The organism is Rhizobium sp. SAFR-030 (assembly GCF_059415005.1).
Genome location: NZ_JBPFDO010000003.1, coordinates 157,885 through 184,427, shown reverse-complemented (window position 1 = coordinate 184,427; position 26,543 = coordinate 157,885). Strand labels below are relative to the sequence as shown.

25 protein-coding genes are annotated in these 26,543 nt (G+C 63.2%); 15 read left to right on the top strand and 10 right to left on the bottom strand.

Features of this window, described 5'->3' with window-relative positions:
- Positions 1-105: 105 nt before the first annotated feature.
- A complete protein-coding gene (gene dnaG, locus ACR65N_RS10440; RefSeq protein ID WP_440456949.1) occupies positions 106-2,142 on the bottom strand; it encodes a DNA primase in 2,037 nt (678 codons plus the stop codon).
- 484 nt (positions 2,143-2,626) lie between these two features.
- Between dnaG and ACR65N_RS10435 the strand changes: the two genes are divergently transcribed.
- Positions 2,627-2,914 carry a BrnT family toxin gene (locus ACR65N_RS10435; RefSeq protein ID WP_440456948.1) on the top strand — a complete coding sequence of 96 codons (288 nt, stop codon included), beginning with the start codon at positions 2,627-2,629 and terminating at the stop codon, positions 2,912-2,914.
- Positions 2,877-3,206: a BrnA antitoxin family protein gene (locus ACR65N_RS10430; protein WP_440456947.1), complete on the top strand. Its 330-nt coding sequence runs from the start codon at positions 2,877-2,879 to the stop codon at positions 3,204-3,206. The genes ACR65N_RS10435 and ACR65N_RS10430 overlap by 38 nt, the downstream gene beginning before the upstream one ends.
- A gap of 37 nt (positions 3,207-3,243) precedes the next feature.
- Here the strand turns inward: ACR65N_RS10430 and ACR65N_RS10425 are convergent, their stop codons facing one another.
- Positions 3,244-3,696, bottom strand: coding sequence for a GatB/YqeY domain-containing protein (locus ACR65N_RS10425; protein WP_440456946.1), 453 nt, complete (start codon positions 3,694-3,696; stop codon positions 3,244-3,246).
- A 318-nt stretch (positions 3,697-4,014) separates the two neighbouring features.
- On the opposite strand from ACR65N_RS10425, the gene carA reads away from it, so the two are divergent.
- Positions 4,015-5,220 (top strand): glutamine-hydrolyzing carbamoyl-phosphate synthase small subunit, encoded by a 1,206-nt coding sequence (gene carA / locus ACR65N_RS10420; protein ID WP_440456945.1) that lies wholly within the window; start codon positions 4,015-4,017, stop codon positions 5,218-5,220.
- 66 nt (positions 5,221-5,286) lie between these two features.
- Here the strand turns inward: carA and ACR65N_RS10415 are convergent, their stop codons facing one another.
- The 4 genes from ACR65N_RS10415 to ACR65N_RS10400 all read right to left on the bottom strand — a co-directional run bounded on the left by ACR65N_RS10415 (position 5,287) and on the right by ACR65N_RS10400 (position 10,171).
- On the bottom strand, positions 5,287-6,663 hold the full coding sequence (locus ACR65N_RS10415) for an MATE family efflux transporter (protein ID WP_440456944.1): 1,377 nt from the start codon (positions 6,661-6,663) through the stop codon (positions 5,287-5,289).
- 239 nt (positions 6,664-6,902) lie between these two features.
- A complete protein-coding gene (locus ACR65N_RS10410) occupies positions 6,903-7,823 on the bottom strand; it encodes a LysR substrate-binding domain-containing protein (RefSeq protein WP_440456943.1) in 921 nt (306 codons plus the stop codon).
- Positions 7,824-7,957: 134 nt separating this feature from the next.
- Positions 7,958-8,863, bottom strand: a complete 906-nt coding sequence (gene ypfJ / locus ACR65N_RS10405; protein WP_440456942.1) for a KPN_02809 family neutral zinc metallopeptidase — start codon at positions 8,861-8,863, stop codon at positions 7,958-7,960.
- 99 nt (positions 8,864-8,962) lie between these two features.
- Positions 8,963-10,171 carry an MFS transporter gene (locus ACR65N_RS10400; protein ID WP_440456941.1) on the bottom strand — a complete coding sequence of 403 codons (1,209 nt, stop codon included), beginning with the start codon at positions 10,169-10,171 and terminating at the stop codon, positions 8,963-8,965.
- A gap of 321 nt (positions 10,172-10,492) precedes the next feature.
- Here ACR65N_RS10400 and carB point away from each other — a divergent pair, with 321 nt between their 5' ends.
- From carB to ACR65N_RS10380, 4 genes are read left to right on the top strand one after another with little or no spacing between them, the layout of a single operon-like run.
- Positions 10,493-13,978 (top strand): carbamoyl-phosphate synthase large subunit, encoded by a 3,486-nt coding sequence (gene carB / locus ACR65N_RS10395; RefSeq protein ID WP_440456940.1) that lies wholly within the window; start codon positions 10,493-10,495, stop codon positions 13,976-13,978.
- Between the two features lie 10 nt (positions 13,979-13,988).
- Positions 13,989-14,246, top strand: coding sequence for a DUF4258 domain-containing protein (locus ACR65N_RS10390; protein WP_440456939.1), 258 nt, complete (start codon positions 13,989-13,991; stop codon positions 14,244-14,246).
- Positions 14,243-14,437, top strand: a complete 195-nt coding sequence (locus tag ACR65N_RS10385; RefSeq protein WP_440456938.1) for a DUF2283 domain-containing protein — start codon at positions 14,243-14,245, stop codon at positions 14,435-14,437. The genes ACR65N_RS10390 and ACR65N_RS10385 overlap by 4 nt, the downstream gene beginning before the upstream one ends.
- 41 nt (positions 14,438-14,478) lie before the next feature.
- The gene (locus ACR65N_RS10380; protein WP_440456937.1) at positions 14,479-14,943 is read left to right on the top strand and encodes an SRPBCC domain-containing protein; all 465 of its coding nucleotides are present in this window, start codon (positions 14,479-14,481) and stop codon (positions 14,941-14,943) included.
- Positions 14,944-14,970: 27 nt separating this feature from the next.
- On the opposite strand, the gene ACR65N_RS10375 is transcribed toward ACR65N_RS10380, so the two are convergent.
- Both ACR65N_RS10375 and ACR65N_RS10370 read right to left on the bottom strand, forming a co-directional pair.
- Complete coding sequence (locus ACR65N_RS10375) at positions 14,971-16,470, bottom strand: UdgX family uracil-DNA binding protein (protein WP_440456936.1); 1,500 nt, start codon at positions 16,468-16,470, stop codon at positions 14,971-14,973.
- On the bottom strand, positions 16,470-17,702 hold the full coding sequence (locus ACR65N_RS10370; RefSeq protein ID WP_430304982.1) for a putative DNA modification/repair radical SAM protein: 1,233 nt from the start codon (positions 17,700-17,702) through the stop codon (positions 16,470-16,472). The genes ACR65N_RS10375 and ACR65N_RS10370 overlap by 1 nt, the downstream gene beginning before the upstream one ends.
- A 229-nt stretch (positions 17,703-17,931) precedes the next feature.
- Between ACR65N_RS10370 and greA the strand changes: the two genes are divergently transcribed.
- From greA to ACR65N_RS10355, 3 genes are read left to right on the top strand one after another with little or no spacing between them, the layout of a single operon-like run.
- Positions 17,932-18,408 (top strand): transcription elongation factor GreA, encoded by a 477-nt coding sequence (gene greA / locus ACR65N_RS10365; protein WP_430304115.1) that lies wholly within the window; start codon positions 17,932-17,934, stop codon positions 18,406-18,408.
- 22 nt (positions 18,409-18,430) lie between these two features.
- Positions 18,431-19,498 (top strand): glycosyltransferase family 4 protein, encoded by a 1,068-nt coding sequence (locus ACR65N_RS10360; RefSeq protein ID WP_440456935.1) that lies wholly within the window; start codon positions 18,431-18,433, stop codon positions 19,496-19,498.
- On the top strand, positions 19,495-20,295 hold the full coding sequence (locus ACR65N_RS10355; RefSeq protein WP_440456934.1) for a glycosyltransferase family 25 protein: 801 nt from the start codon (positions 19,495-19,497) through the stop codon (positions 20,293-20,295). Before ACR65N_RS10360 ends, ACR65N_RS10355 begins: the two co-directional genes overlap by 4 nt.
- Before the next feature lie 25 nt (positions 20,296-20,320).
- Here ACR65N_RS10355 and ACR65N_RS10350 read toward each other — a convergent pair whose 3' ends face one another.
- Positions 20,321-20,788 (bottom strand): Lrp/AsnC family transcriptional regulator, encoded by a 468-nt coding sequence (locus tag ACR65N_RS10350; RefSeq protein ID WP_430304121.1) that lies wholly within the window; start codon positions 20,786-20,788, stop codon positions 20,321-20,323.
- 242 nt (positions 20,789-21,030) lie between these two features.
- Here ACR65N_RS10350 and trxB point away from each other — a divergent pair, with 242 nt between their 5' ends.
- The 5 genes from trxB to olsE all read left to right on the top strand — a co-directional run bounded on the left by trxB (position 21,031) and on the right by olsE (position 26,057).
- Positions 21,031-22,005 carry a thioredoxin-disulfide reductase gene (gene trxB, locus ACR65N_RS10345; protein WP_440456933.1) on the top strand — a complete coding sequence of 325 codons (975 nt, stop codon included), beginning with the start codon at positions 21,031-21,033 and terminating at the stop codon, positions 22,003-22,005.
- A gap of 2 nt (positions 22,006-22,007) precedes the next feature.
- On the top strand, positions 22,008-22,910 hold the full coding sequence (locus ACR65N_RS10340; RefSeq protein WP_430304124.1) for a LysR family transcriptional regulator VtlR: 903 nt from the start codon (positions 22,008-22,010) through the stop codon (positions 22,908-22,910).
- Positions 22,911-23,468: 558 nt separating this feature from the next.
- Entirely contained in the window at positions 23,469-23,765 is a 297-nt protein-coding gene (locus ACR65N_RS10335; RefSeq protein WP_430304126.1) for an ArsR/SmtB family transcription factor, read from the top strand.
- Positions 23,766-23,802: 37 nt separating this feature from the next.
- A complete protein-coding gene (locus ACR65N_RS10330; RefSeq protein ID WP_440456932.1) occupies positions 23,803-24,924 on the top strand; it encodes an alkene reductase in 1,122 nt (373 codons plus the stop codon).
- A gap of 167 nt (positions 24,925-25,091) precedes the next feature.
- Complete coding sequence (gene olsE / locus ACR65N_RS10325; RefSeq protein WP_440456931.1) at positions 25,092-26,057, top strand: ornithine lipid hydroxylase OlsE; 966 nt, start codon at positions 25,092-25,094, stop codon at positions 26,055-26,057.
- 7 nt (positions 26,058-26,064) lie between these two features.
- On the opposite strand, the gene ACR65N_RS10320 is transcribed toward olsE, so the two are convergent.
- Positions 26,065-26,334, bottom strand: a complete 270-nt coding sequence (locus tag ACR65N_RS10320) for a DUF2188 domain-containing protein (RefSeq protein ID WP_430304135.1) — start codon at positions 26,332-26,334, stop codon at positions 26,065-26,067.
- Positions 26,335-26,543: the final 209 nt, after the last annotated feature.

The window sequence follows — 26,543 nt, the reverse complement described above, 5'->3', positions numbered from 1 at the left end:
GCTTTCCTTAGGCCAGCGCTGTGACTGCCGCTTATTTAAGGACCGTGCCAATAAAGACAAGAGCCAGCGCCCTTCTAAAAGTTGCACTACGTCAACCGTTACCCATCAACTGCCATGGCTGACTGCAATTCCCTTGACGCGACCCGACATCACCCCGAACCCGTCAATGATCGCTTCCTGGTTTTCCATTCGCACGATTTCGAGCTGCACCTCGGACAGCGCCCGCAGCAGCGGCTCGATGCTGTTCTCGTCGGCAGCCTCGGTGGCGGAGGAGATTTCCCGCTCCAGCTCCATCTTCTGCACCCGCAGCGCCTTCGTCCGCTTGTGCAGCGACAACGCCTGCCGATACCCCTCGCGCGCATCCTCCATGGCGGCCTGCGCCGTCGCCGTCCACAGCCGCGCATTGCGCACCTGCTGCTCGAGCGCCTTCACCAGCGGCTCGAACCCCTGCGCATTCAGTTTTTCGATCAGATACTCACGCGACAGTTGGATGCCGGCCGTCGCGGCCGCCGGCAGCATCGCCGACCAGAAACGCTGCAGGTCGCGGTTTTCGAAATCGATCGCGGCGATCTCGTCATACTCCTCGAGCAGCAGTTCCGGGTGATTGACGATGGTGATCGCCAGCACCACTTCGCGCAGCGCCGGCAATTCCTGATAGCCACGCACGAGGCCCGACCGAGCCAGCCTGTCGGAGACGCCGAGATTGCGGGGTCCCGTTCCCGCAAAGCCGTTGGGGGAGCCCCGTCCGCCATCCTGGCCGCGTCCCCGCGGCGAAAACCCCTGTTGCGAATAGCCCTGCCGCGCGCCGCCTTGCGCCATGGCAGGCCGGAAGAATGCGTTCAGGCGCTCGCGCACATCCTGCTGGTAGAAGCGCTTGACGCTTTCATCGCCGATCACCGAGACGATCTGCTTCAGGCGGGCTTCCAGCTCGGCACGCTTTTCCGGAGTGTCGAAGGTGACGTTCTGCGCCTCGCGCATCCAGATCATTTCGGCGAGCGGCTTGGCCTGCGCCAGCACGCGGTCGAACGGCGCACGCCCTTCCTGGCGCACAAGATCGTCCGGATCCTTGCCGTCCGGCAGCAGCGCAAAACGCACCGAGCGGCCGGGCTTGATATGCGGCAGCGCCAGGTCGGCGGCGCGGCTGGCGGCCCGAAGACCGGCACCGTCGCCGTCAAAGCAGAGGATCGGCTGCGGCGACATCCGCCAGAGAAGCTCCAGCTGGTTTTCGGTGAGTGCGGTTCCGAGCGGCGCAACGGCGTTCTCGACCCCCGCCTGGTGCAGGGCAATGACGTCCATGTAGCCTTCGACGGCAATGATCGTCAGCCCGTCGCCGTCGGCGCTCCCCACCTGTCCCTTGACCGCCGCCTGCGAGGCGCGCCGGGCGCGAGTGAAATTGTAGAGCACATTGCCCTTGTGGAAGAGCTCGGTCTCATTGGAATTCAAATACTTGGCCGGCGCATCCGGCGACATGGCCCGCCCGCCGAAGGCGATCACCTTGTCGCGCGACGACAGGATCGGGAACATGATACGGTCGCGGAAGCGGTCGTAGGAGACGGCGATCCCCTCGCCATGCACGACGAGGCCGCACGCCTCGATCTGCTCGCGGGGCACGCCCTTGCCCGCCAGGTGCTCCTTGAGAGCGTTGCGGCTCTCGGGAGCATATCCGAGCCGGAACGTCTCGATGGTCTTTGCAGTGAGCCCGCGGTCCCGCAGATAGGCGCGTGCCTTGGCGCCGCCGGCGCTTTGCAACTGGTCCTGGAAGAACAGTGTCGCCAGTTCCATGACGTCATGAAGCGTACCGCGTTCCTTCTCGCGCCGCTCCGCCTGCACATCCGGCTGCGGCATCGGCACGCCGGCGAGATCGGCAAGCTGCTGCACGGCTTCGGGGAAGTTCAGCCCCTCCAGTTCCTGCATGAAACGGAAGTGATCGCCAGATACGCCGCAACCGAAGCAGTGGTAGCGGCCCTTGCGGTCCTCGCAGTGAAAGCTCGGGCTCTTCTCGCCATGGAACGGGCAGCAGGCCCAATAATCGCCACGCGAAACATTGCTTTTCTTGCGATCCCACGTCACGCGACGACCGACCACCGCCGAAATCGGCACGCGATCGCGTATCTCGTCGAGAAAGCTGTTGGAAAAGCGCATCATCACCTCGTGGGAGCTTTCACCATATAGGCCGTTGCCGCGCCGGACGCCACACCGGCTCGAGGTTTCGCCCGATATACACAAGCAGTCCGCAAGCCAATCGATGGAAGCTAGCCCGGCTTGCGTCAAATTTGAGGCAGCGTGTGCGCCGCAAAAATTATGTTTTTGTAATTTGATTTCGACGCGGCGCGGGTCTTCAGTGCGGTGGTCTTCCCAACGTCCCACTCTCTCTCGGGAAGACGATTGCGAGACAACCCGATCCCCAAAGCGGGCATCTCGCGCATCGCACGCCCTGCCCCCGGGCCACGATGCAATGTCCAGGCGTAAGAGGCAGGGCCCGTCCAGGCTCTGCCTCGCTTGGCAAAATCACGCAAAACCTCCCGCTTTTCATGGTTACGCCGACGGCCTCTTCGCGTCAGGATGGCGTGCCGCTCGTTCGTTGACAATACGGCGACTGTATATACACTTTGCAATACAGGGCGCCATGGAACTGGATGATATCAGCAGTTTCGAATGGGATGAGGGCAAACGGCGAGCCAATCTCGCCAAGCACGGCCTGGATTTCATTCACGCGTCGGCAGCGCTTGGCGGAGATCGACTGGATATTCCGTCCGACAGAGATGGCGAAAGTCGAGTGCTGGCAATCTGCATGTTCGCGGACCAACTGATCGCAGTGGTATTCACAATGAGGAACGGCGTATGCCGGATCATCTCAGCAAGGACGGCGCGCAAGAATGAGCCAAGAGCATATCGTCAGCTATACGGCGGATGAAATCCGAGAAAAGCTTGCGCGCGGCGAGAGCCAGACCGACTGGGCGCGGGTCGATGCGCTCACCGACGAGGAGATCGAAGCGGCCATGCGCGACGATCCCGACTGGCAGGATCTGATCGACATCGACTGGTCAAAGGCGAGATGGGTGACGGCGCACAAGAAGAAGGCGATCTCGATCCGCCTCGACGACGACATCGTCGACTTCTTCCAGGCCACCGGAAAAGGGTATCAGACGCGCATCAACGCGGTGCTGCGCCACTTCGTCAGCGAGCAGAAACACAAGAAGGGCTGACGCAGCGAAGGTCAGCCCCCGGCCCCTTTTCGGCCTCCTACTTCAGCATCTCCTTGACGATCGCCGACGCCTTGGCAAAATCCATCTGGCCGGCATAGCGTTCCTTCAGCAGACTGATGCACTTGCCCATGTCGCGCAGTCCCTGGGCGCCGACTTCTTCGATCACTGCCTTGCAGATGTCGCGGACCTGCTCGTCCGACAGCTGCTCCGGCATGAAGTCGCGGATGACCTCGATTTCCTCGCGCTCCTGCTGGGCGAGTTCCTCGCGGCCGCCGTCGGTGTACATCTTGGCCGATTCGTCGCGCTGCTTGATCATCTTCTGCAGGATCTGCATGATCTCGTCGTCGCTGACCGGATCCTTGCCGGCACCGCGATGCGCGATGTCGCGATCCTTGATCGCGGTCTGGATCAACCGGACGGTCGACAGCCTGCGGCTATCCTTGGCCCTCATCGCATCCTTCATCGCATCGGAAAGCTTGTCGCGCATCATGATCGTGTTCTCCTTCGGGCAGCGCAGGTCGGCGTGAAGCCCACCAGCCTCCCGTTCGTGCTGCGCCCTCATAGCCCAGTGCCCCGGCCTTATCAATCTGGCGCGGCTAGGCACCGGCCGGCATAAGACAGAAATCCATGTGAAGAGCAGCCCGTACGATTGACCAGGTAGGCCGGTTTCGTTATTTTCCCGCACCTGCACGAGAATTAAAACCGAGAGCACTGCGCGAAACCTTCCGCGCGCCCTTTTCTGCGACCATAGATGGCCCCAGGGCTCTGCTGCTTGACGCGGCGGGGCAGCGGGCGGAGACGAACCGAAATGACTGAAACAGCACCCTGGACAACCCGCAAGCCGACCGCCGTTCTCGTCCTCGCCGACGGAACCGTCATCGAAGGCATCGGCATTGGCGCCACCGGCAAGGTCACGGCAGAGGTCTGCTTCAACACCGCCCTCACCGGCTACGAGGAAATCCTCACGGACCCCTCCTATCTCGGGCAGATCGTCACCTTCACCTTCCCGCATATCGGCAACATCGGCACCAATGATGAAGACGTCGAGGACCTGACACCGGCGGCCCGCCGCGGAGCGGTCGGCGTCATCTTCAAGGCCGACATCACCGAGCCTTCCAACTACCGTGCCAGCCGCCATCTCAACGACTGGCTCGCCTCGCGCGGCATCATCGGCCTGTCGGGCATCGACACGCGCGCCCTGACCGCCTGGATCCGTGAGAACGGCGCACCGAACGCAGTCATCGCCCATGATCCCAACGGCGTCTTCGACATCGAGGCGCTGAAGGCGGAAGCCAGGAACTGGGGCGGCCTCATCGGGCTGGACCTTGCCAAGGAAGCGACGTCCGGCCAGTCGTCGCACTGGACGCAGACGCCATGGGTGTGGAACGAAGGCTACGGCGAGCTTAACCCGAATGATGCGAAGTATCACATCGTCTGCGTCGACTACGGCGTCAAGCGCAACATCCTGCGCCTGTTTGCCGGCCTCGACTGCAAGGTGACCGTGGTTCCCGCCAGCACCTCTTCGGAAGACATCATGGCTCTCAACCCGGACGGCGTCTTCCTGTCGAACGGCCCCGGAGATCCGGCTGCCACCGGCGAATACGCAGTCCCGGTGATCCGCGACATCATCAAGACCGAGACGCCGACCTTCGGCATCTGCCTCGGCCACCAGATGCTCGGCCTCGCACTCGGCGGCAAGACCGAGAAGATGCACCAGGGCCATCACGGCGGCAACCATCCGGTCAAGGACTACACCACCGGCAAGGTGGAGATCGTCTCGATGAACCACGGTTTTGCGGTCGACTCTAAGTCGCTGCCGCAGGACGTGGAAGAGACCCACGTCTCGCTGTTCGACGGCACCAATTGCGGCCTGCGCCTGAAGGACAAGCCGGTGTTTTCCGTACAGCATCACCCGGAAGCCTCGCCCGGCCCGCAGGACAGCCACTACCTGTTCCGCCGCTTCATCAACATGGTGCGCGAGCGCAAGGGCGAACCGGCACTCGCGGAACGCTGAGACATTTCGCCGATCCGAAAGCATACCCAACGGCCCGCCTGATCAGCGGGCCGTTTTCGTATCGGCTCAGCGGCGCACCAGCAGCCAGAACCGGATGCTCAGCATCAGCGCCGCGGCCATCAGACCGGTGACGAAGCCAGTCCACACTCCGGTGCCGCGCCACTCGAACACGAAGCCGAACAGCCAGGCGCAGAAGAAGCCGATCGGCCAGTAGGCGATCAGCGCCAGGATCATCGGCACCTGGGTGTCCTTCAGACCGCGCAGCAGGCCGGCGGCAACCGCCTGCAGACCATCGAACATCTGGAAGATGCCGGCCGCGACAATCAGCGGGATCGCCAGCAGCAGCACATGTTCGGCATCCGGCTGGCTGGTGTCGAGAAACAGGCTGCCGAGCGTCGCCGGCATGATGGCGAACATTGCACTGCCGACCACAGAGAAGCACAGCCCCACCAGGACGACGGTGATGGCGGCGCGCCTGACGCCTTGCCGGTCGCCCTGCCCAAAGGCCAGCCCGACGCGAACGGTCGCCACCTGCGCCAGCCCGAGCGGGATCATGAAGGCGATCGAGGCAAGCTGCAAGGCGATGCCGTGGGCTGCCAGTTCCGCCTTGCCGAACAGGCCCATCAGCAGCGAGGCGGCCGAAAACAGACCGGCTTCCGCCAGGATGGTGAAACTGATCGGCACGCCGAGTGCCAGGATTTCGCGCAGTGCCGCCCAGTCCGGCCGCCAGAAGCGGACGAAGATCTCGTAGGCGCGCATCTCGGGCCGGCTCTCGGCATAACCGACCATCAGCGCAAAGCCGAGAACGTTGGCGCTGAGCGAAGCGATGGCCGCACCGTTCATGCCGAGCTGCGGCAGGCCGAAATGGCCGAAGATGAGGCCGTAATCGAGCGCGGCATTCAGCACCAGCATGCCAAGCGTCACGTAGAGCAGCACGCTGCCGCGCTGCAGGGCGCCGATGAAGGAGCGCATCACCATCAGCAGCAACGCCGGGAACATGCCCCATTGCAGGATGCGCAGATAGCTTTGCGCCAGCGCCGCCACGTCGGGGGCCTGCCCGAGCGCCAGCAGGATCGGCTCGGAAAACCACAGCAGCGGCGCGGTCAGGATGCCGTAGGCGATCACCACCCACATCCCCATGCGCACCGAGCGGCGCGCCTGGGTGGCGTCGCCGCGTCCGACCGCCTGCGCCACCAGCGGCACCACGGCGCTTGAAAAGCCGCTGCCGAAAATGAAGACGATGAAGAACATCTGGCTCGACAGAACCACCGCTGCAAGCTCGGTCGTGCCGAGCCAGCCGACCATCACCACATCGGTGGTGTTGATCGCCATCTGCGCCAGCTGCGCACCGACGAACGGGATCCCAAGTCCGACGGTCGCACGAATGTGCGTCGACCAGGAATTGTCGCGCAACCCGCCGGCCGCGCCCAGATGCTTCTCCATTGCCATCACTCCGAGACGAAAAAAGCCGTCGCCCCAAATTTGGGCAGACGGCCTGGCCATGCTCTAGTCAATGCCGGTCTTTCAGGCAAGGCGCTTTGCGCCACCAGAAGAAGATTTGCTGGATCGATCACCATCGCTGATCGATGAGGCCGAGGGGAGATCTCGGCGCTCCGGCGCCTGTCGTCATGGCCGAGGCGCGAGGCAGGACCGGACAGGCGAAGCCGCGCTTTCTGATAGCATCAAGCCGGCATCTCGCGGTCAAGCAGCCGCCGTTCGTTGCGCAGAAACTCGACGAACGCCTTCAGTGGCTGGGGCATCTGCCGGCGGCTGTTGTAATAGAGGAAAGGTCCGGGGAACGTCTGCCACCAGTCTTCGAGCACCGGCACCAGCGCACCCGAGGAAAGAGCCGGCGCCAGAAAATCCTCGAAGGTGAAGATGATGCCGATGCCGTGGCAGGCGATCGCCACCTCCATGTCGGGGGTTTCGCCGATCAATCGGCTGGGCGGCAGAATGGTGAACTCGCGGCCATTCTCCTCGAACGGCCAGGGCAGCGCTCCACCGCCGGAGAAGCGGTGCAGGATGCACTGGTGCTGCAGCAGATCCCGCGGATGAAGCGGCGCGCCATGCTCGGCGATGTAAGCGGGTGCGGCGGCCGCGACATAGCGCTGCGTGCGCGGACCGATGGGCACGGCGATCATGTCCGGCTGCAGAGACTCCTCGTAGCGAACGCCGGCATCGAAGCCCTCGCCGATCACATCGATCAGCGCATCGTTCGTCGACACATCGAGCGTGATGCCGGGATAGGTCTTCAGGAAGTTGGCGGCAATGTCCGGCAGGATGGCTCGCGCGACGATGCCCGGCACGTTCAGCCGCAGCCGGCCGACCGGCGTGTCGCGAAAGTCGTTGATGCCATCCAGCGCCGCCTCGATTTCTGCGAGCCCCGGTCGAAGCCGTTCCAGGAGCCGCTCGCCGGCTTCGGTCGGCGAGACGCTGCGGGTTGTCCGGTTGAGCAGGCGCACACCGAGCCGAGCCTCCAGCCTGCGCATCGAATCGGAAAGCGCCGAGGCTGACACGCCCCGCAACCGGGCCGCAGCCCTGAAACTTTGTTGCCGGGCAATCGCAGCGAAGGCATCGAGTTCATCAAGGGGAACGTCAGGCATGTACGATAATCCGGACAGAGAAAGCGTGTTGTCCCTGATTATCGCACAGCCGTTGAGACAGTAGAAGTGGTCAGACGGTCGGATCCAAAGACCCGACCGTGTCGTCGGCAGCCGATCCGCTGCCTCCCGGTTGGCTAGAGCTGCTGATAGTTCGGCGAGAACGTATCGCAGGTCTTCATGTCGCCGCTCGTAAAGCCCTTCTGGAACCAGCGCACACGCTGCGCCGAGGTGCCGTGGTTAAAACTCTCCGGCACGACATAGCCCTGGCTGCGTTTCTGCAGCGTGTCATCGCCAATCTGCTGGGCAGCCTGCAGTGCCTCCTGCAGGTCGCCCTGCTCCAGGATGCCGCGCTGTTCCGTCGACTTGCCCCACACGCCGGCAAAGCAGTCCGCCTGCAACTCGACGCGCACCGACATGCGGTTCGCTTCGGTCTCGTTCATCGACTGGCGCATCTGGTTGAACTTGGGCAAGACGCCGATCAGGTTCTGCACATGATGGCCGACCTCGTGGGCGATCACGTAGGCCTCGGCGAAATCTCCCGAGGCACCGAAGCGGCTGGAAAGTTCACGGAAAAAATCCGTGTCGAGATAGACCTTGTGGTCGCCGGGGCAGTAGAACGGGCCGCTTGCCGAAGAGGCAAAGCCGCAGGCCGAGCGGGCCTGGCCGGAAAACAGAACCATCGTCGGCTCGCGGTATTGCTGGCCGTTGGCGGTGAACACCGTGTTCCAGGTGTCTTCGGTTTCCGCAAGCACGGTGCGCACGAACGCGGTCATCTCGTCATTGGCCGCCGGACGCGTCGTCTGCTGCTGGCTTGGCGTTCCATCGGTGGGAGCAATGTCCCCGCCGGACAACAGCGTCAGCGGGTTGATGCCGAGCACCGCGCAGACGATCAGGATCAGCACGATGCCGCCGATGCCGATCCCGCCGCCGCGGCCACCGCCGCCGATCGGGATCCTGAACCCGCGACCGCCGAAGGATCCGCCCCCGGCGCCGCGCTGGTCATCGACGTTGTCTGATTGCCGGCGCCCTCTCCATTCCATCTGCCATCTCCCTCTAAGGCTGCATCTTCTTGATGCGGCCATATAACGCGGCTGACGGAAAGGCGATCCGTGGCCAACGAGATAAAGGCAAGCGCCGCCTCAGGCGACCCGCAACTCCTTGCGATCCGGCAGGAAGACCGTCAGCAGGCCGAGCGCCGGCAGGAAGGAGCAGATCGTGTAGACGAAGCTGATCCCGTAGCGGTCGGCGAAGATCCCGAGCACGGCTGCAGCAATGCCGCCAATGCCGAAGGCAAGCCCGAAGAAGATGCCGGCGATCATCCCGACCCGTCCCGGAACCAGTTCCTGCGCCAGCACCACGATCGCCGGGAAGGACGAGGCGATGATGAAGCCGACAATCGCCGACAGGGCAATCGTCATCGGCAGGTTGGCATAGGGCATGGCGAGCGTGAACGGCAGGACGCCGAGGATCGAGAACCAGATGACCACCTTGGAGCCGAACTTGTCGCCGATCGGTCCGCCGACCACCGTCCCCAGCGCCACAGCCCCGAGGAAGATGAACAGCATGACCTGCGACTGCTGGACGCTGACGCCGAAGCGGTCGATGACGAAGAAGGTGTAATAGCTGCCGATCGACGCCATGTAGATGTTCTTGGAGAAGGTCAGCAGCGCCAGAACGACGAGCGCGATCGTCACCGTGCGCCTGGAAAGGTTATGCGCGTTCAGCACCCGTTTGCGGCCCTTGTTGGCCAGCATGTGCGCCTTGTACCACCGCGCAACCCAGGACAGCACGAGGATGCCGAGCATGGCGATCACCGAAAACCAGGCGACGCTCCACTGGCCGTTCGGGACGATGATGAAGGCCGCCAGCAGCGGGCCGATCGCCTGGCCGAAATTGCCGCCGACCTGAAAGACCGACTGGGCAAAGCCGAAACGTCCGCCGGACGCCAGCCGGGCCACGCGCGACGATTCCGGATGGAAGACGGCCGAGCCGATACCGATCAGCGAGGCGGCAACCACCAGCATCATGTAGGAATGCGCTCCGGCGAGCATGAAAAGCCCGATGAAGGTGGATCCCATGCCGACCGGAAGCGAGTAGGGATAGGGCTTCTTGTCGGTGATGATGCCGATCACCGGCTGCAGCAGCGAGGCCGTGCACTGGAATGCCAGCGTCAGGATGCCGATCTGCCAGAAGTCCAGCGCGTAGCCGGTCTTCAGCATCGGGTAGATGGCTGCGATCATCGACTGCATGATGTCGTTCAGCATATGGCAGAAGCTGACTGCGAGGATGATCGGCAGCACCGTCACTTCCGCAGCTGCAGCCAAGGGTTTCGTCGTCGCATCGGCCATCTGGTCGCTCCGCCTGCTTGCGCGCCAACGGTCGTCATCATGAATGGCCGTGCGGCAGGTTGTGTTTGCGAAGCTCTAGACCCGGCGGCCGGACCTGTCCATGACGACTGGGCGCGATCCGGTACGGTTGACAGATTTCGTCGCGCTCGGATGCGACACCGCCGTGATTTCCTGTCGATTAGGCAAATTATGGGGTTCCGTAGCGGGCAAGATTTGCCTATAAGCCGCGTCTAGCCTGAAATGACTATAGATCGCGCGACCCGACCGGTGACCTCTTCACCGTGCCGGCTTTTCGCGCAGGAAAAAAAGCGGAAGAATACCATGCCAAAGCGCCAAGACCTGAAATCGATCCTCATCATCGGCGCAGGTCCGATCGTTATTGGCCAGGCATGCGAGTTCGACTATTCCGGAACGCAGGCCTGCAAGGCCTTGAAGGAAGAGGGCTACCGGGTCATCCTGGTCAACTCCAACCCCGCAACGATCATGACCGACCCGGGCCTGGCCGACGCAACCTACGTCGAGCCGATCACGCCGGAAGTCGTCGCCAAGATCATCGCCAAGGAACGCCCTGACGCGCTGCTGCCGACCATGGGTGGCCAGACGGCGCTCAACACGGCGCTCTCGCTCAAGCGCATGGGCGTGCTTGACCGCTACAATGTCGAGATGATCGGCGCCAAGCCGGCCGCCATCGACATGGCCGAAGACCGCGCGCTGTTCCGCGAAGCCATGTCGCGCATTGGCCTCGAAACCCCGAAGTCGATGCTGGCCAACGCCACCGACATCAAGGACGCCGACCGCAAGACCCATGAGGCCGAACGCAACAAGCTCAAGGAGACGCTGTCCGGCGCCGACCTCGACAAGGCGCTCGATGCGCTGGAAAACACCTGGAATCTCGGCGAGACGGATCGCAAGCAGCGCTACATCAGCCACGCGATGGCGATTGCCGCCCAGGCGATCGACGTCGTTGGCCTGCCCGCCATCATCCGCCCGTCCTTCACCATGGGCGGAACCGGCGGCGGCATCGCCTACAACCGCTCGGAATTCTTCGAGATCATCAGCGGCGGGCTTGATGCCTCGCCGACCACCGAAGTGCTGATCGAAGAATCGGTGCTCGGCTGGAAGGAATACGAGATGGAAGTGGTCCGCGACACGGCGGACAACTGCATCATCATCTGCTCGATCGAAAACATCGATCCAATGGGCGTTCATACGGGCGACTCGATCACTGTCGCTCCGGCGCTGACGCTGACCGACAAAGAATACCAGATGATGCGCAACGCCTCGATCGCCGTGCTGCGCGAGATCGGCGTCGAGACCGGCGGCTCCAACGTGCAGTTCGCCGTCAACCCGAAGGACGGCCGGCTCGTCGTCATCGAGATGAACCCGCGCGTCTCGCGCTCGTCCGCTCTCGCATCCAAGGCCACCGGCTTCCCGATCGCTAAGGTCGCCGCCAAGCTCGCCGTCGGCTACACGCTCGACGAACTCGATAACGACATCACCGGCGGCGCCACGCCTGCCTCTTTCGAACCGTCGATCGACTACGTCGTGACCAAGATCCCGCGTTTCGCCTTCGAGAAATTTCCCGGCGCCTCGCCAGTGCTGACCACCGCCATGAAGTCGGTCGGTGAAGTCATGGCGATCGGCCGCACCTTTGCCGAATCGCTGCAGAAGGCGCTGCGCGGTCTTGAAACTGGCCTGACCGGGCTCGACGAGATCGAGATTCCCGGCATGGAAGAGGGCGAAGGCTCGAAGAACGCCATCCGTGCGGCAATCGGCACGCCGACCCCGGATCGCCTGCGCCAGGTCGCCCAGGCGCTGCGCTTCGGCCTGTCGGAAGCCGAAGTTCACGAGGCCTGCAAGATCGACCCGTGGTTCATCGCCCAGTTCAAGGCGATCGTCGACATGGAAGAGCGCGTTCGCGAGCACGGCCTGCCGACCGATGCCGAGAACCTGCGCACGCTGAAGGCCATGGGCTTTTCCGACGCCCGCCTTGCGAGCCTCAGCAAGAAGCGTCCGAAGGAAGTGGCGGAGCTGCGCAACGCGCTCAACGTCCGCCCCGTCTTCAAGCGGATCGATACCTGCGCTGCCGAGTTTGCCTCGCCGACGGCCTATATGTACTCGACCTATGAGACGCCTTTCGTCGGCCAGCTGCGCTCGGAAGCTGAAGTCTCCGACCGCAAGAAGGTGGTCATCCTCGGCGGCGGCCCGAACCGTATCGGCCAGGGCATCGAGTTCGACTATTGCTGCTGCCATGCTGCCTTCGCGCTGAAGGATGCCGGCTTCGAAGCGATCATGATCAACTGCAATCCGGAAACCGTCTCGACGGATTACGACACCTCCGATCGCCTGTACTTTGAACCGCTGACGGCGGAAGACGTCATCGAGATCCTGCGCGCCGAGCAGGAAAAGGGCGAAGTCATCGGCGTCATCGTGCAGTTCGGTGGCCAGACTCCGCTGAAGCTCGCCGAGGCGCTGGAGAAGAACGGCATCCCGATCCTCGGCACCGCGCCGGACATGATCGATCTTGCCGAAGACCGCGATCGCTTCCAGAAGCTGCTGATGAAGCTCGACCTGACGCAGCCGAACAACGGCATCGCCTATTCCGTCGAGCAGGCGCGCCTGGTGGCGACGGAAATCGGCTTCCCGCTGGTGGTACGCCCCTCCTACGTTCTCGGCGGCCGGGCCATGCAGATCATCCACAATGAAAGCATGCTGCAGAGCTACCTGCTGGACACCGTCCCCGGCCTCGTACCGGAAGACATCAAGCAGCGTTATCCGAACGACAAGACCGGCCAGATCAACACGCTGCTCGGCAAGAACCCGCTGCTGTTCGACAGCTACCTGACCAATGCCATCGAGGTGGACGTCGACGCACTCTGCGACGGCGAAAGCGTCTTCGTGTCGGGCATCATGGAGCACATCGAGGAAGCCGGCATTCACTCGGGCGACAGTGCCTGCTCGCTGCCGTCGCGTTCGCTCTCCCCGGAGATGCTCGACGAACTCGAACGCCAGACCGCCGCCATGGCCAAGGCGCTCAACGTCGGCGGCCTGATGAACGTCCAGTACGCCATCAAGGACGGCGTAATCTACGTGCTGGAGGTCAATCCGCGTGCCTCGCGCACGGTGCCTTTCGTCGCCAAGACCATCGGCGCACCGATTGCCAAGATCGCCGCACGCATCATGACCGGCGAGAAGCTCGATGCGGCGATCGCCGCCTACGGCGAAAAGCCGGATCCGCGCAACCTGAAGCACATCGCTGTCAAGGAAGCCGTCTTCCCGTTCGCCCGCTTCCCCGGCGTCGATACGCTGCTCGGCCCGGAAATGCGCTCGACCGGCGAAGTCATCGGCCTCGACAGCAACTTTGCGCTGGCCTTCGCTAAGAGCCAGCTCGGTGCCAGCGTCGAGCTGCCGCGCGACGGAACGGTGTTCGTCTCGGTGCGCGACGAAGACAAGGACCGCGTACTGCCGGCCATCAAGCTGCTCGTCGAGATCGGCTTCAAGGTCATGGCGACCGGCGGAACGCAGCGCTTCCTGGCTGAAAACGGCATCGAGGCGATCAAGATCAACAAGGTTCTCGAAGGCCGTCCGCATATCGAGGACGCCATCCGCAACCGTCAGGTGCAGCTCGTCATCAACACGACCGACAGCAACAAGGCGATCTCGGATTCCAAGTCGCTGCGTCGGGCGGCGCTGATGCAGAAGGTGCCGTACTACACGACGATGGCCGGTGCGCTTGCCGCCGCCGAAGCCATCCAGGCGCTGAAGAACGGCCAGTTGGAAGTCCGCCCGCTACAGAGCTATTTCTGAGGCATCCAAAATGGACAAGCCGCTCCGCTTCACCACGCATTGCGAAACGGTGATAGCGGAGCGGCAACTCGACAGAGCATGGGTGGAGGAGACAGTTCGCCATCCGGATTGGCGGGAGGATGATCCGTCCGGACCACCGGTCGAACGACGCTTCTCCATCATACCGCAGCGGGAAAATCGAATTCTGCGGGTTGTATGCTTGGAAACCGCCACTGAGATCCGTATCATAACGGCGTTTCTTGATCGGAAGGCGCGACAGCCCCAATGAAGCCGAAGCTTGAATATGACGCTGCAGCCGATGCTGCCTATATTCGCTTCTCCACCGAGCCGGTGTCGGAGAGCGAGGAAGTCGCGGCCGGCATCGTGCTAGATTACGACCATGATGGCCGCATCGTCGGTCTGGAAGTGCTGAATGCTCGCGCCAATCTGCCTGCCGCGGCGCTTGAAGACGCCGCCTAGTCCATCGTCCCCTCCTGTCTCTTCGTCTCGCGAGCCCGCCTATGCCCATCCAGGATCCCGTCGAAATCGTCAGCAGCCGCGTCTTCGCCTTTCACCGCGACGAACTGTTTTCCGCCTTCTCCGATCCGGAGCGACTGGCTGAGTGGTGGGGGCCGGACGGCTTTACCAATGTCATCCACGACTTCGAGTTCCGTCCGGGCGGCACCTGGCGGGTGACCATGACGGCGAGCAACGAAACCGACTTTCTCAACCACTCGACCTTCGGCGATATCGTCGAACCGGAACACGTCACCTATACCCACCACGGTCCGGTGCACGAATTCGACATGGACATGCGCTTCGAAGCGGTGAGCGATCACATCAGCCGGCTGACATGGCGGATGATGATGGAGCCTTCCGAGGAAACCGCGGCGCTGGCAAAATTCATCGCACTCGCCAACGAGCAGAATTTCGACCGGCTGGAGGCCCACCTTCAGACCCGGGCCGAGGGATCCGTCCGACCGTAGAGCCAGCGCATCGACAATGACGCAGGCTCATTGAAGGGCTGTGGCAAGCTCTCGAACCATCGTCATCTCGCGCGTGAAGCGGTCCATCTCCTGGGCTTTGCGCGCCGCATCCGGGATGCGCAGCAGATAGGACGGGTGGACGGTGACGAACAGCTTGCGGCCCTCCGTCATGCCGAACGGGCGACCGCGCACGTCCTCGAGGCGATCCTTCTGGTCTGTCAGCGCGAAATAGGCGGTCGCCCCCATCGCCACGACCAGTTTCGGCTGCACGAGATCAACCTCCTGCTTCAGCCACCAGCGGCACTGCTGGATTTCGCTCTGGTTCGGCTTCTGGTGGATCCGCTTCTTGCCGCGCGGTTCGTACTTGAAATGCTTGACGGCATTGGTGACATAGAGCCCTTCGCGGTCTATGCCGACCTCGTTCAGCACCTGGTCGAACACCCTGCCCGCCGGACCGACAAACGGCCGGCCGGCGAGATCCTCCTGGTCACCCGGCTGTTCGCCGACGAACATGACGCCGGCCTGTTCCGAGCCTTCGCCGAACACCGTCTGCGTCGCCTTGCAGTGCAGGTCGCAAAGCGTGCAGCGGCGCGCCTCGAATTTCAATGCCTCAAGCGTTCCGGCAGGCGGCGCATCGGGGTCGGCGAGATCTGCCGCGACACGTTCCTGGACCCGCGCGTGAAAAGCCGGCGGCTGGGAAGCTGCGCGTTCCGCCATCTCGATGACCTTGGCCTCGGCATTGGCAATGAGATCGGGGATGAGTTCCGCTTCCGGCAGGTTCTTCCAGTACTTCTTCGGCATCTCGGCGGTCATCGCCTTCACCTTCAGCCGTGCGGGATTAAAGATGTTGGCGTAGTAGATTCGCCACAGATCGTCGGTGACGTCGGTGAGCTCCGGCTTGACGGCCGGCTCGTCGGTGACGGTCAGTGCGTCGCCGTCCCAGGCGGCCGACCCTTTCGGCGTGGCGATCACCCAGTCCATGTCGAAAAACCGGCGGCGAAAGAACGGCGCGATGCGCGCGACGATGTAGTGATCGGGTTCGAACCAGGCGAAGAACGACCGACGGCGGCCGGTCGGGTCGGTCGAGGCGACCTCCTTGAAGCGCACGAATGCCTTCATCTTGTGGCTGTCACGACGGACCGACTTTTCCAGGCGCCGGGCGGCGATGACATCGGCATCCGAGACGATCTGCAGCAGGTTGCGCTCCGTGCGGATGCGCCAAAGCAGCCGGTAGAGCAGAGCAAAGCGCGCCGGCTCCGAGTGGCAGATGACGCTCTCCGCCAGTTCGATAAAGGCCGGCGGCACATGGATCGCCGCAGCGGTGGCCGGCAAGAGCGCATCCGCCGGGCCACCAATGCCCGACAGCGCGCGCTGGCCGTCGGCTTCGTCCAGACCGGTCAATCGGCCGCGCTCATCTTCGATGCGCCAGTCGATCGCCTGCGGCTCGACATTCGCCATCATCAGCCGGCGGGCCGCATCCCGCCATTCGGTAAACTCGCCGCGGCCTCTCAGAACAATGGTCTGCATCAGAAAAGCGACAGCTGTTCCGGCTTCGGCCCGAACATCGAGCGCAGGTCCGACCGGTCGATCAGCCGGTGCGGCGTCCAGCCTTCCGCCTGGATGAACGGCTGCACCTTGCGCAGCGAAACGCCGAGCCGCCCCAGATCCTCCAGTCGCATCTTCTTGAACCGCCGAGCCGAAAGGATCGACTTCACCGTCTTGGTGCCGAATCCTGGCACCCGCAGCAGCATCTCCCGCGCGGCGCGATTGACGTCGACCGGGAACTGCTCGCGGTGGCCGAGCGCCCAGGCAAGCTTCGGATCGAGATCCAGATCGAGATTGCCGTCGATCGACGACGAGGTGATCTCGCCGATGTCGAAGCCGTAGAAGCGGTAGAGCCAGTCGGCCTGGTAGAGGCGGTGCTCGCGCATCAGCGGCGGCTTGACGAGCGGCAGTTTCGACGAGGCGTCCGGGATCGGGCTGAAGGCGGAATAGTAGACGCGCTTCAGCCCGTAGCTGCCATAGAGCCGCGCACTCGTGCCGAGGATCGTCGCGTCGCTTGCACCGTCGGCGCCGACGATCATCTGGGTGCTCTGGCCGGCCGGAACGAAGGTCTTCCGCCGCTTGGTCTGCAACGTGGCATCCGCGGCGTCCTCGATCTTCAGCCGCAGCTCGCCCATCGCCCGGCGAATGTTGTCGGGCTTCTTTTCCGGCGCGAACTGGCCGATGCCGTTGTCGGTCGGCAGCTCGATATTGATCGACAGTCGGTCGGCGTAGAGCCCGGCCTCCTCGATCAGCGCCGCCGAGGCTTCCGGGATCGTCTTCAGGTGGATATAGCCGCGGAAATTGTGGATCGTCCGCAACTCGCGGGCAATGCGCACCATCTCCTCCATCGTGTGGTCGGACGAGCGGATGATGCCCGACGACAGGAACAGGCCCTCGATGTAGTTGCGGCGATAGAATTCGAGCGTCAGCCAGATCACCTCGTCGGGGGTGAACCGGGCGCGCTCGACATTGCTGGACGAGCGATTGATGCAGTAGGCGCAATCGTAGATGCAGAAGTTGGTGAGCAGGATCTTCAGCAGCGAGATGCATCGGCCGTCCGGCGCATAGGCATGGCAGATGCCTGAGCCCTCGGTCGAGCCCAGGCCTCCCGTGCCCGCGGAGTGTCGCTTGGTCGTGCCGCTCGATGCGCAGGACGCATCGTATTTCGCGGCATCGGACAGGATCGCAAGACGTTCTTTGAGCGACTTCTTCATTAGCGCGTTCACTAAATGTTCTGCCGAGAAGAGTCAAGCGCCGGCTGTCTATGGCACTCCATCTTGCAAGCGGCCGCGCCCGCCCTATTTCGAATTCCCTAGCCATCCGCGTCGTCATTCTGCTATGCTTCGCGGAACTTGAGTTGTCGCATGGTTCCGGGGTTCTGCTCCGGGACCTGTTTCTTTTTGTGGCCGCAGGTTGCGGCCATGAGACTGAGGAAAAAAGAAAATGGTTGATAAGGTACCGATGACGCCGTCCGGTTTCACCAAGCTGCAGGAAGAGCTGCGCTGGCGCCAGCAGGAGGAACGTCCCCGCATCATCGAGGCCATTTCCGAGGCACGCGCCCATGGCGACCTGTCGGAAAATGCTGAGTACCATGCCGCCAAGGAAGCCCAGAGCCACAACGAAGGCCGCATTACCGAGCTCGAGGATCTGACGACCCGTGCGGAAGTCATCGACCTCAGCAAGATGTCCGGATCCAAGATCAAGTTCGGTGCTACGGTCAAGCTGATCGATGAAGATACCGACGAGGAAAAGATCTACCAGATCGTCGGCGACCAGGAAGCCGACGTGAAGGAAGGTCGCATTTCGATCTCCTCGCCGATCGCCCGCGCGATGATTGGCAAGGAGGCCGGCGAGTCGATCGAAGTCGTCGCGCCGGGCGGCTCGAAGGCCTACGAGATCCTCCAGGTCACCTGGGGCTGATCGTCAACCGCAGGCAGCCACCGTGCCCTCAGATCTGAGCGACGTCGAGGTTATCGCACCGCACTTCAAGCGGCGGCTGTCGGGGGTCACCTCGACGGTCATCCAGCTCGTGCCGGTGCAGAACCGGCTGGGCCAGAGGGTCGTGACGCTCGGGCCAGGCCTGCCGCCTCACCTGCCCTCCATGCGCTACACGCAGCTGGCAGGCCTCTGGCGCCCGCCGCAGGGTCGGGCGGTGCGCGTCTGGCACGCGCGCCGCAACATCGAGATGCTGCCCGGCATCCTGCTGCGTGACGTGTTGCGCATGCCTCTGAGGCTCGTCTTCACCTCCGCCTCGCAGCGCCGCCACACCGGCTGGACGAAGTGGCTGATCTCGAAGATGGACCGTGTCATCTCCGTCTGCCGCAAGACCGCCTCCTATCTCGAGCGCGACAGCGACGTGATCCTGCACGGCATCGATCTGCAGCGTTTTCATCCGGCAGCCGACAAGCAGGCCGCCAGGGTTGCCGTCGGTCTCGATAATGCCTTCCGCTACGTTGGCTGCTTCGGTCGCGTGCGCCACCAGAAAGGCACCGACCTGTTCGTCGACGCGATGATCCGGCTTCTGCCGCATCATCCGGATTGGAAGGCGATCATCGCCGGCCGCGCGACGCCGAAGCACAAGGGTTTCGAGGATGACCTGAAGGCACGCGTTGCCGCGGCGGGCCTTGCCGACCGCATCCTGTTCGTCGGCGAGCATCGCAACATCGAGGACTGGTACCGGGCACTCGATCTGTTTGTCGCGCCGCAGCGCTGGGAAGGTTTTGGGCTGACGCCGCTCGAGGCGATGGCAAGCGGTGTCCCGGTCGTGGCGGCACGCGTCGGCGCGTTCGAGGAGCTGATCCTCGAGGGACAGACCGGCCGACTGGTCGAGCGCGGCGATCTTGAAGCCTTCGTGGCGGCGATTGCCCCCTATATGGGCGATACGCGCCTCGCGGCCACCGAGGGGGCCGCCGCGCATGACCACATGCAGGCCAACTTCTCGATCGAGCACGAGGCCAGAGCCATCGGTGCGGTCTACGCCGATATTTTCCGCAACGGGCAGCGGCGATGATCGTCTATGTCGTCAACCTGGACCGGGCAGAACAGCGTATGGCGCGCATGCAGGCGCTGCTGGAGGCCCGGGGGCTCGTCTGGCGCCGCATCCCCGCCGTTGATGGCCGCGCGCTGTCGGATGAGACGCTGGACGAATGGAGCATTCGGCATGGCGACGGCGAACGGCTTCTGTCGCCCGGCGAGATCGGCTGCCTGCTGAGCCATCGCGAGGCCTGGCGGCTCATCGTCGACAGCAACGAGCCCGGCATCGTCATCGAGGACGACCTGCACCTGTCGGCCGATGCGCATGAACTCATGTCCGCAGCCGCGTGGCTGCCCGCCGACGCCGACCTCGTCAAGATCGAGACGACCGGCAAGACCGTGGCGGTCGATCGACGGTGGATAACGGCAGGCGCCGGTCACCATCTCGTGCGCCTGAGGGGCGCCCATCTCGGCACCGGCGGCTATATCGTCACGCCCGGAGCGGCCCGTCGGCTGCTGATGACGATCACGCGCTGCGACCGCGCCATCGACCATCTGCTGTTCGATCCCCAGTCACCGATCTTCCACAGCCTCGTGACCTATCAGCTGAACCCGGCACTCTGCATCCAGGACCAGTTCCTGACGCGTGACCGGGCCGGCCTTGATGGGGAGATCGAACGCTCCTGGGCGATCCACAAGGCGCCCATGCCGCTTCACCGAAAGCGTGCCCGAGAGCTGCGTCGGTTGGGCCAGCAGATCCGGGCCGCAATCGCCGGCATGCCGTTCGGTTCAGTTCGCAACTGCCGCATCCCCTTCCCGGCAGACCGGCCGTAGGTGCCTGCGAAGTCAAGGAATGGCGTCAGACTTCCACCAGCCCCAGCTTCTTGACCTGCCGGATGGTCAGCATGGTCTTGACCGTATCGACATGTTCGTTGGCGGCCAGCACCTCGATGACGAAGTCCTGGAAGCCGCTGAGGTTTTCGGCCGTGCAGCGAAGGAGAAAATCGCTGTCGCCGGAGACCATCCACGCCTCGCGGACGATCGGCCAGCTCTGCGCCAGCGCCGCGAACGCCTTCAGATTGGCCTCCGACTGGTGCTTCAGTCCGACGATGCAGAAGGCGACGAGGTCGTAGCCGAGCTTCGGGGCGTTGAGGATGGCTGCGTAGCCCTCGATGACGCCGGCCTCCTCCAGCTTGCGGACGCGCCTGAGGCACGGCGGGGCGGAAATACCGACCCGCTCTGCGAGTTCGACATTCGTCATTCGCCCATCGCGCTGCAGTTCCCGGAGAATCTTGATGTCGATAGCGTCGAGTTCGGCTTTGATCACGGGCAACCCTTGTCGTTTCGGCATGCTATTGCCGATGCGCCACCCAAAGGCAAGCATTTGGCGCAAGATTATGTCGCCCCTACGCAGGATTATTGTGCGTAACCGAGCCTGCACCCCGCCAACTGCGCCGCCGACCTTGAATTGGTGTGGGGAACGATCATAAATGAGCGTCAAAGGCGAGTGGTGGAACGGCTGCGGTTGAACGCCTCCACCCTCTCATGCCATCTGAAAGGAATGTCCCCATGTCAGCCCGTCACACGCAGGTCCTCATCATCGGCTCCGGCCCTGCCGGCTATACCGCCGCGATCTATGCGGCCCGGGCCATGCTGAAGCCGGTGTTGATCGCCGGCATGGAACAGGGCGGCCAGCTGATGATCACCACCGACGTGGAAAATTATCCGGGCTTTGCCGATCCGATCCAGGGTCCCTGGCTGATGGAGCAGATGCTCGGCCAGGCGCGCCACGTGGGTGCAGAGATCGTCAACGACCTGGTGACGGATGTCGACACCAGCCGCCGCCCCTTTACCGTGCGCACCGATAGCGGCCAGGTCTGGACCGCCGACACGCTGATCATCTCGACCGGCGCCAAGGCAAAATGGCTCGGCATCGAAAGCGAGCAGCATTTCCAGGGATTTGGCGTCTCGGCCTGCGCCACCTGCGACGGGTTCTTCTATCGCAACAAGGATGTCATCGTCGTCGGCGGCGGCAACTCCGCTGTTGAAGAAGCGCTCTATCTTTCCAATATCGCCAGGTCGGTCACCGTCGTGCACCGCCGCAACAGCTTCCGCTCGGAGAAGATCCTCCAGGAACGGCTGTTCCAGCGCCCCAACGTCGACGTGCTGTGGAATACCGAGGTCGCTGAAATCACCGGCGAACCGGCAAAGCCGCCGATGCCGCCGTCCGTCACCGGTGTCCGTCTGCGCGACACAGTGACCGGCGAGATCAGCGCACGTCCGATCGACGGCGTGTTCGTGGCCATCGGTCACGCGCCGGCCGTCGAACTGTTCAAGGACAAGCTGAAGCTGAAGCCGAGCGGCTATCTGTGGACGGCTCCGGATTCGACGGCCACCGATGTGCCGGGCGTGTTTGCCGCCGGCGACGTGACCGACGACACGTTCCGCCAGGCCATCACCGCTGCTGGAATGGGCTGCATGGCGGCGCTCGAGGCGGAACGTTACCTTGCCGGCATCCTGCCGCTCGCTGAAGCGGCGGAATAACGATGGTCGTACCGCTCGATTGGGACAAGCTGCGCATCTTCCACGCCGCCGCGGAAGCCGGGTCCTTCACCCATGCCGCCGATAAGCTGCACCTGTCCCAGTCGGCGATCAGCCGTCAGGTCAGCGCGCTGGAGCAGGATGTCGGCGTCAAGCTCTTCCACCGCCACGCCCGCGGCCTGATCCTCACCGAGCAAGGCGAGCTTCTGTACCGCACGGCGCATGACGTTCTGCTGAAGCTCGAAACCGTCAAGATGCAGCTGACGGAGACCACCGACAAGCCGAGCGGCAAGCTGCGCGTCACCACGACGGTCGGCCTTGGCCAGGGCTGGCTGACCGACAAGGTGCAGGAATTTCTGCAGCTCTATCCGGAAATGTCGATCCAGCTGATCCTCGACAACGAGGAACTGGACGTCAACATGCGGCACGCCGACTGCGCGATCCGCCTTCGCCAGCCGCAGCAGTCCGACCTTATCCAGCGCAAGCTGTTTACCGTCCACATGCACGTCTACGCGGCGCCCTCCTACATCAACCGGTTCGGCGAGCCGCAGACGATCGAGGATCTCGATACGCACCGGATCATCACCTTCGGTGAACCGGCTCCCAACTACCTGCTCGACGTCAACTGGCTGGAATATGCAGGCCGCAACTCGGACAATCCACGCCTTCCGCATCTGCAGATCAACAGCCAGACGTCGATCAAGCGCGCCTGCCTCCTGGGAATCGGCATTGCCGTCCTGCCGGACTACATCGTCGGCCGCGATCCCGGACTGATTCAGCTCGCCATCAATGCCGACATCCCGTCCTTCGACACCTATTTCTGCTATCCCGACGAGATGAAGAACGCCGCCAAGCTGAAAGTCTTCCGCGACTTCGTGGTGGCCAAGGCCCGCAACTGGAATTTCTGATGCGCGATCGCCCCTGCGCGAGGCCCCCTTTGTTCAACAATTTCAACGCGCTTTCGCCCCGCTACGTTTGAATGGGGAACGCTCCAGCCCAAGCCGTGCGTAACCCGCATGGCTGTCCTGCACAAAAACGGATTGTTCCCTGCACAAGAAAGAACCATATCGCACACAGCTGATGCACATGGTGGCTTTTCCTCCCAGTTCCACCGCAGCAGCTGTTCCCCTCTGGAGGTTTTTTGACCTTCACACTTAAAGGGCCCTGGAGAAATCCGGTGGCCCTCTTTTTTTTGCCATTTCACCTGACATCAGAATTTCTCCCGGTCGCTGCGTTTCGGTCTTGTCGGAGCGACAGGAACCACCCATATCCAGTTCAGCCAGCGCACTCTTGGCGACATCCCCTCGTCGCCCGCTCTGGCTGTTCCCCTCTGGAGGTTCTTTGACCTTCACACTTGAGGCCGCGGAGCGATCCGACGGCCTTTTTTTTTGCCCACCGAATGCCAACCCCTTTAAATCGTCTTCCATCGATCTATATATCGATCGTAGGCGATCAACGGTGAGGCCATGGACAAGACCGAGATTTTGAAAGCGCTGTCGCACCCGATGCGCGTCGAATTTCTGGAATGGATGCGGGCGCCCGAGGAGCACTTCTCCACGCAGGCGCATCCTCTCGACATGGGCATCTGCGCCAACCAGTTCGAGAAGCGCTGCGGCCTGTCGCAGTCCACCGTCTCGGCACATCTTTCCACGCTCGAGAAGGCAGGGCTGGTGCGGCTCAACCGGGTCGGCCAGTGGACCTTCTACCATCGCGACGAAGACACCATCCGCGCCTTCATCGACCATCTCGGGACGACGCTCTAGTCCCTCTCCCACTCTGTCAATGCAAAGAGGATATCCCATGCCGACACTTTTCGACGCCGTCACCTTCGGCGACCTCAAGCTCAAGAACCGCATCGTCATGGCACCCCTGACGCGCAACCGTTCGCCGCGCGCCGTCCCCAACGACCTCAACGTCGTCTACTACGAACAGCGCGCTACGGCCGGCCTTATCGTCTCTGAAGGCACGGCGGTGACCCAGCAGGGCCAGGGCTATGCGGACGTGCCGGGTCTCTACCTGCCGGAAGCGCTCGAAGGCTGGAAGAAGATCACCGATGCCGTCCATGCCCGCGGCGGCGCCATCGTCGCTCAACTCTGGCACGTCGGCCGCATCTCGCATGTGTCGCTGCAGAAAGATGGCGCCGCTCCGGTCGCGCCGTCGGCTGTGGCTGCCAAGTCGAAGACCTACATCATCAACGAAGACGGCAGCGGCGGCTTTGCCGAGACATCCGAACCGCGCGCACTGGAACTGGCGGAACTGCCGGGCATCGCCGACGACTTCGGCAAGGCTGCCCGTGCGGCGGTCGATGCCGGCTTCGACGGCGTCGAGATCCACGGCGCCAATGGCTACCTGCTCGACCAGTTCCTGAAGGACGGCGCCAACCAGCGCACCGACGCCTATGGCGGCTCGATCGAGAACCGCGCGCGCCTGACGCTGGAAGTCGTCGATGCCGTTGCCAAGGCCATCGGCGCCGGAAGGACCGGCATCCGCCTGTCGCCGACAACGCCCGCCAACGACATTACCGACAGCAATCCGCAGGCGCTGTTCGACTATGTCGTAGAACAACTGGCCACACGCGATCTCGCCTTCATCCACGTCATTGAGGGTGCGACCGGCGGCCCCCGCGATCATCAGTATGCGGGCGCAAGCTTCGACTACGACGCGTTCAAGGCCACCTATGTGAAGGCAGGCGGCAAGGCTGCCTGGCTCCTCAACAACGGCTACACGGCGGAGACGGCGAAACAGGCCGTCGAAAGCGGCAGGGCAGATCTCGTCTCCTTCGGCCGGCCGTTCATCGCCAACCCGGACCTCGTGCGCCGCATCAAGGACGATGCCGCCTGGAACGAGATCAACCCTAAGACGCTCTACGGCGGCGGTGCCGAAGGCTACACAGACTATCCGACGCTGGAAGCGGCGGAGTAACCACTCCAGAGCCATCGTTGAAAGGGCCGGGCCAACACCCGGCCCTTTCGCTTTTGCGCGGTGAACCTGTATCGCCGACGATGCACTGAAATTCCGCTTGCCGCGGCCGACCGGTCATCTAGTCTGCACCGGGCCGACCCCGGCCGATTCAGGGAGTGTTACGCCACGTGCTTTATTCTCTTGTCTCACGGGCGCTGTGGCCGCTCTTCTTCGTGACTGGCCTCGGTGGTGCCTATCTCGCCTTCCAGTCCTCGGTACCGCTTCTCTGGTTCAACGTCGTCTATCTTGCGGAAGTCACGCTGATCGCGCTTGCCGAGAGGCTGATGCCCTACGAGAAATCATGGCTTGCGGGAGACGGCGAAACCTTCAACGATGTGGCCCACACGCTGCTGAACAAGGGCGCCGTGCAGATCCTGGCGGCAATCGGCGCATCGCTGCCGATTGGGGTGGCGATCCTCGTGCAGCCGGTCACCGCACCGCATTTCGAGCTCTGGCCGGATAACCTGCCGATGCTGCTGCAGGTGGCGCTCGGCCTGGTGATCGCCGAACTGGGCCTGTATCTCGCCCATCGCATCGCCCACGAGAACCTGTTCTTCTGGCGGTTTCACGCCCTTCATCACAGCGTTGCCCGGCTGTGGGTGGTCAACACCGGCCGCTTCCATTTCATCGATTCCGGCTTCAAGATCGCGCTCAGCCAGATCCCGCTCTATCTGCTCGGGGCGCCACTGCCGGTGTTTCTCTGGATCGGCGCGGTCACAGCCTTCATCGGCCTCCTGACGCATTGCAATCTCGACGTTCGCACCGGCTGGTTCGACTTCGTCTTCAGCACTCCGCGGCTGCATCGCTGGCATCACTCGCGGGTGCTGGCGGAAGGCAATACCAATTACGGGGAAAACCTCGTCGTCTGGGACCAGATCTTCGGCACCTACTTCAATCCGCCTCGTCCTTCGTCGACCGATATCGGCATCAGCGGCCGTGTGGCACCGGGTTTCCTGGAGCAATTGGCCCAGCCGTTTTCGCGGCGCGGCGCCCGGCAGATCCTCGGGAAAGCGCCCAAAAACCTACCGGTGAATGCCGAGCAACGAACTGGTGCAGTGCCGGACGACGGAAGGATCGTACCGCCTCCGGCCTGAGCGAGGGTCAACGCCCGGCAGGGTCTGCGGCCGCCTGATCGTCCTCGACATCCGCTTCGGGACGATCGCCGCCATCGCTATACTCGACGTGCCAGACACCGTCCGCGTCCTGCCAGCTGATCTCTTCGGAATCACCGCCGACCTGCTGTTCGGCCGCGACGATGCGTGCGGCCTGAAGTGCTTCGTCATGCGTCGGGAAGGTCTCGGAGAACACGTCTCCCAACCGGTAGGCCCAACCGCCATCATGCTGAACCACCTTGTAAACAACCTTGGCCATCAGTTCCTCCTTCAGGATTTCATGTCTTCCATTGATACTGCGGACACTGCCCGCGCAGGGAAAGCCCCAATGCACGCTCCGGGTTCCCTTCGAGTATTGCCCCGCACTCACTTCGAACCGCAAAGAAAGGCCTGAGCAGCGGCGCCTGCCTCCTTGATCGGCTGCCCCGCTGCCATAGATCCGTTCCGAAAGCCGGGAGCATGAGCCTA

What these genes read in the sequence shown, in the direction of transcription:
- dnaG (WP_440456949.1), bottom strand. Translation starts at nt 2,142, where the DNA reads ATGCGCTTTTCCAACAGCTTTCTCGACGAGATACGCGATCGCGTGCCG.
- ACR65N_RS10435 (WP_440456948.1), top strand. Translation starts at nt 2,627, where the DNA reads ATGGAACTGGATGATATCAGCAGTTTCGAATGGGATGAGGGCAAACGG.
- ACR65N_RS10430 (WP_440456947.1), top strand. Translation starts at nt 2,877, where the DNA reads ATGAGCCAAGAGCATATCGTCAGCTATACGGCGGATGAAATCCGAGAA.
- ACR65N_RS10425 (WP_440456946.1), bottom strand. Translation starts at nt 3,696, where the DNA reads ATGATGCGCGACAAGCTTTCCGATGCGATGAAGGATGCGATGAGGGCC.
- carA (WP_440456945.1), top strand. Translation starts at nt 4,015, where the DNA reads ATGACTGAAACAGCACCCTGGACAACCCGCAAGCCGACCGCCGTTCTC.
- ACR65N_RS10415 (WP_440456944.1), bottom strand. Translation starts at nt 6,663, where the DNA reads ATGGAGAAGCATCTGGGCGCGGCCGGCGGGTTGCGCGACAATTCCTGG.
- ACR65N_RS10410 (WP_440456943.1), bottom strand. Translation starts at nt 7,823, where the DNA reads ATGCCTGACGTTCCCCTTGATGAACTCGATGCCTTCGCTGCGATTGCC.
- ypfJ (WP_440456942.1), bottom strand. Translation starts at nt 8,863, where the DNA reads ATGGAATGGAGAGGGCGCCGGCAATCAGACAACGTCGATGACCAGCGC.
- ACR65N_RS10400 (WP_440456941.1), bottom strand. Translation starts at nt 10,171, where the DNA reads ATGGCCGATGCGACGACGAAACCCTTGGCTGCAGCTGCGGAAGTGACG.
- carB (WP_440456940.1), top strand. Translation starts at nt 10,493, where the DNA reads ATGCCAAAGCGCCAAGACCTGAAATCGATCCTCATCATCGGCGCAGGT.
- ACR65N_RS10390 (WP_440456939.1), top strand. Translation starts at nt 13,989, where the DNA reads ATGGACAAGCCGCTCCGCTTCACCACGCATTGCGAAACGGTGATAGCG.
- ACR65N_RS10385 (WP_440456938.1), top strand. Translation starts at nt 14,243, where the DNA reads ATGAAGCCGAAGCTTGAATATGACGCTGCAGCCGATGCTGCCTATATT.
- ACR65N_RS10380 (WP_440456937.1), top strand. Translation starts at nt 14,479, where the DNA reads ATGCCCATCCAGGATCCCGTCGAAATCGTCAGCAGCCGCGTCTTCGCC.
- ACR65N_RS10375 (WP_440456936.1), bottom strand. Translation starts at nt 16,470, where the DNA reads ATGCAGACCATTGTTCTGAGAGGCCGCGGCGAGTTTACCGAATGGCGG.
- ACR65N_RS10370 (WP_430304982.1), bottom strand. Translation starts at nt 17,702, where the DNA reads ATGAAGAAGTCGCTCAAAGAACGTCTTGCGATCCTGTCCGATGCCGCG.
- greA (WP_430304115.1), top strand. Translation starts at nt 17,932, where the DNA reads ATGGTTGATAAGGTACCGATGACGCCGTCCGGTTTCACCAAGCTGCAG.
- ACR65N_RS10355 (WP_440456934.1), top strand. Translation starts at nt 19,495, where the DNA reads ATGATCGTCTATGTCGTCAACCTGGACCGGGCAGAACAGCGTATGGCG.
- trxB (WP_440456933.1), top strand. Translation starts at nt 21,031, where the DNA reads ATGTCAGCCCGTCACACGCAGGTCCTCATCATCGGCTCCGGCCCTGCC.
- ACR65N_RS10340 (WP_430304124.1), top strand. Translation starts at nt 22,008, where the DNA reads ATGGTCGTACCGCTCGATTGGGACAAGCTGCGCATCTTCCACGCCGCC.
- ACR65N_RS10335 (WP_430304126.1), top strand. Translation starts at nt 23,469, where the DNA reads ATGGACAAGACCGAGATTTTGAAAGCGCTGTCGCACCCGATGCGCGTC.
- ACR65N_RS10330 (WP_440456932.1), top strand. Translation starts at nt 23,803, where the DNA reads ATGCCGACACTTTTCGACGCCGTCACCTTCGGCGACCTCAAGCTCAAG.
- ACR65N_RS10320 (WP_430304135.1), bottom strand. Translation starts at nt 26,334, where the DNA reads ATGGCCAAGGTTGTTTACAAGGTGGTTCAGCATGATGGCGGTTGGGCC.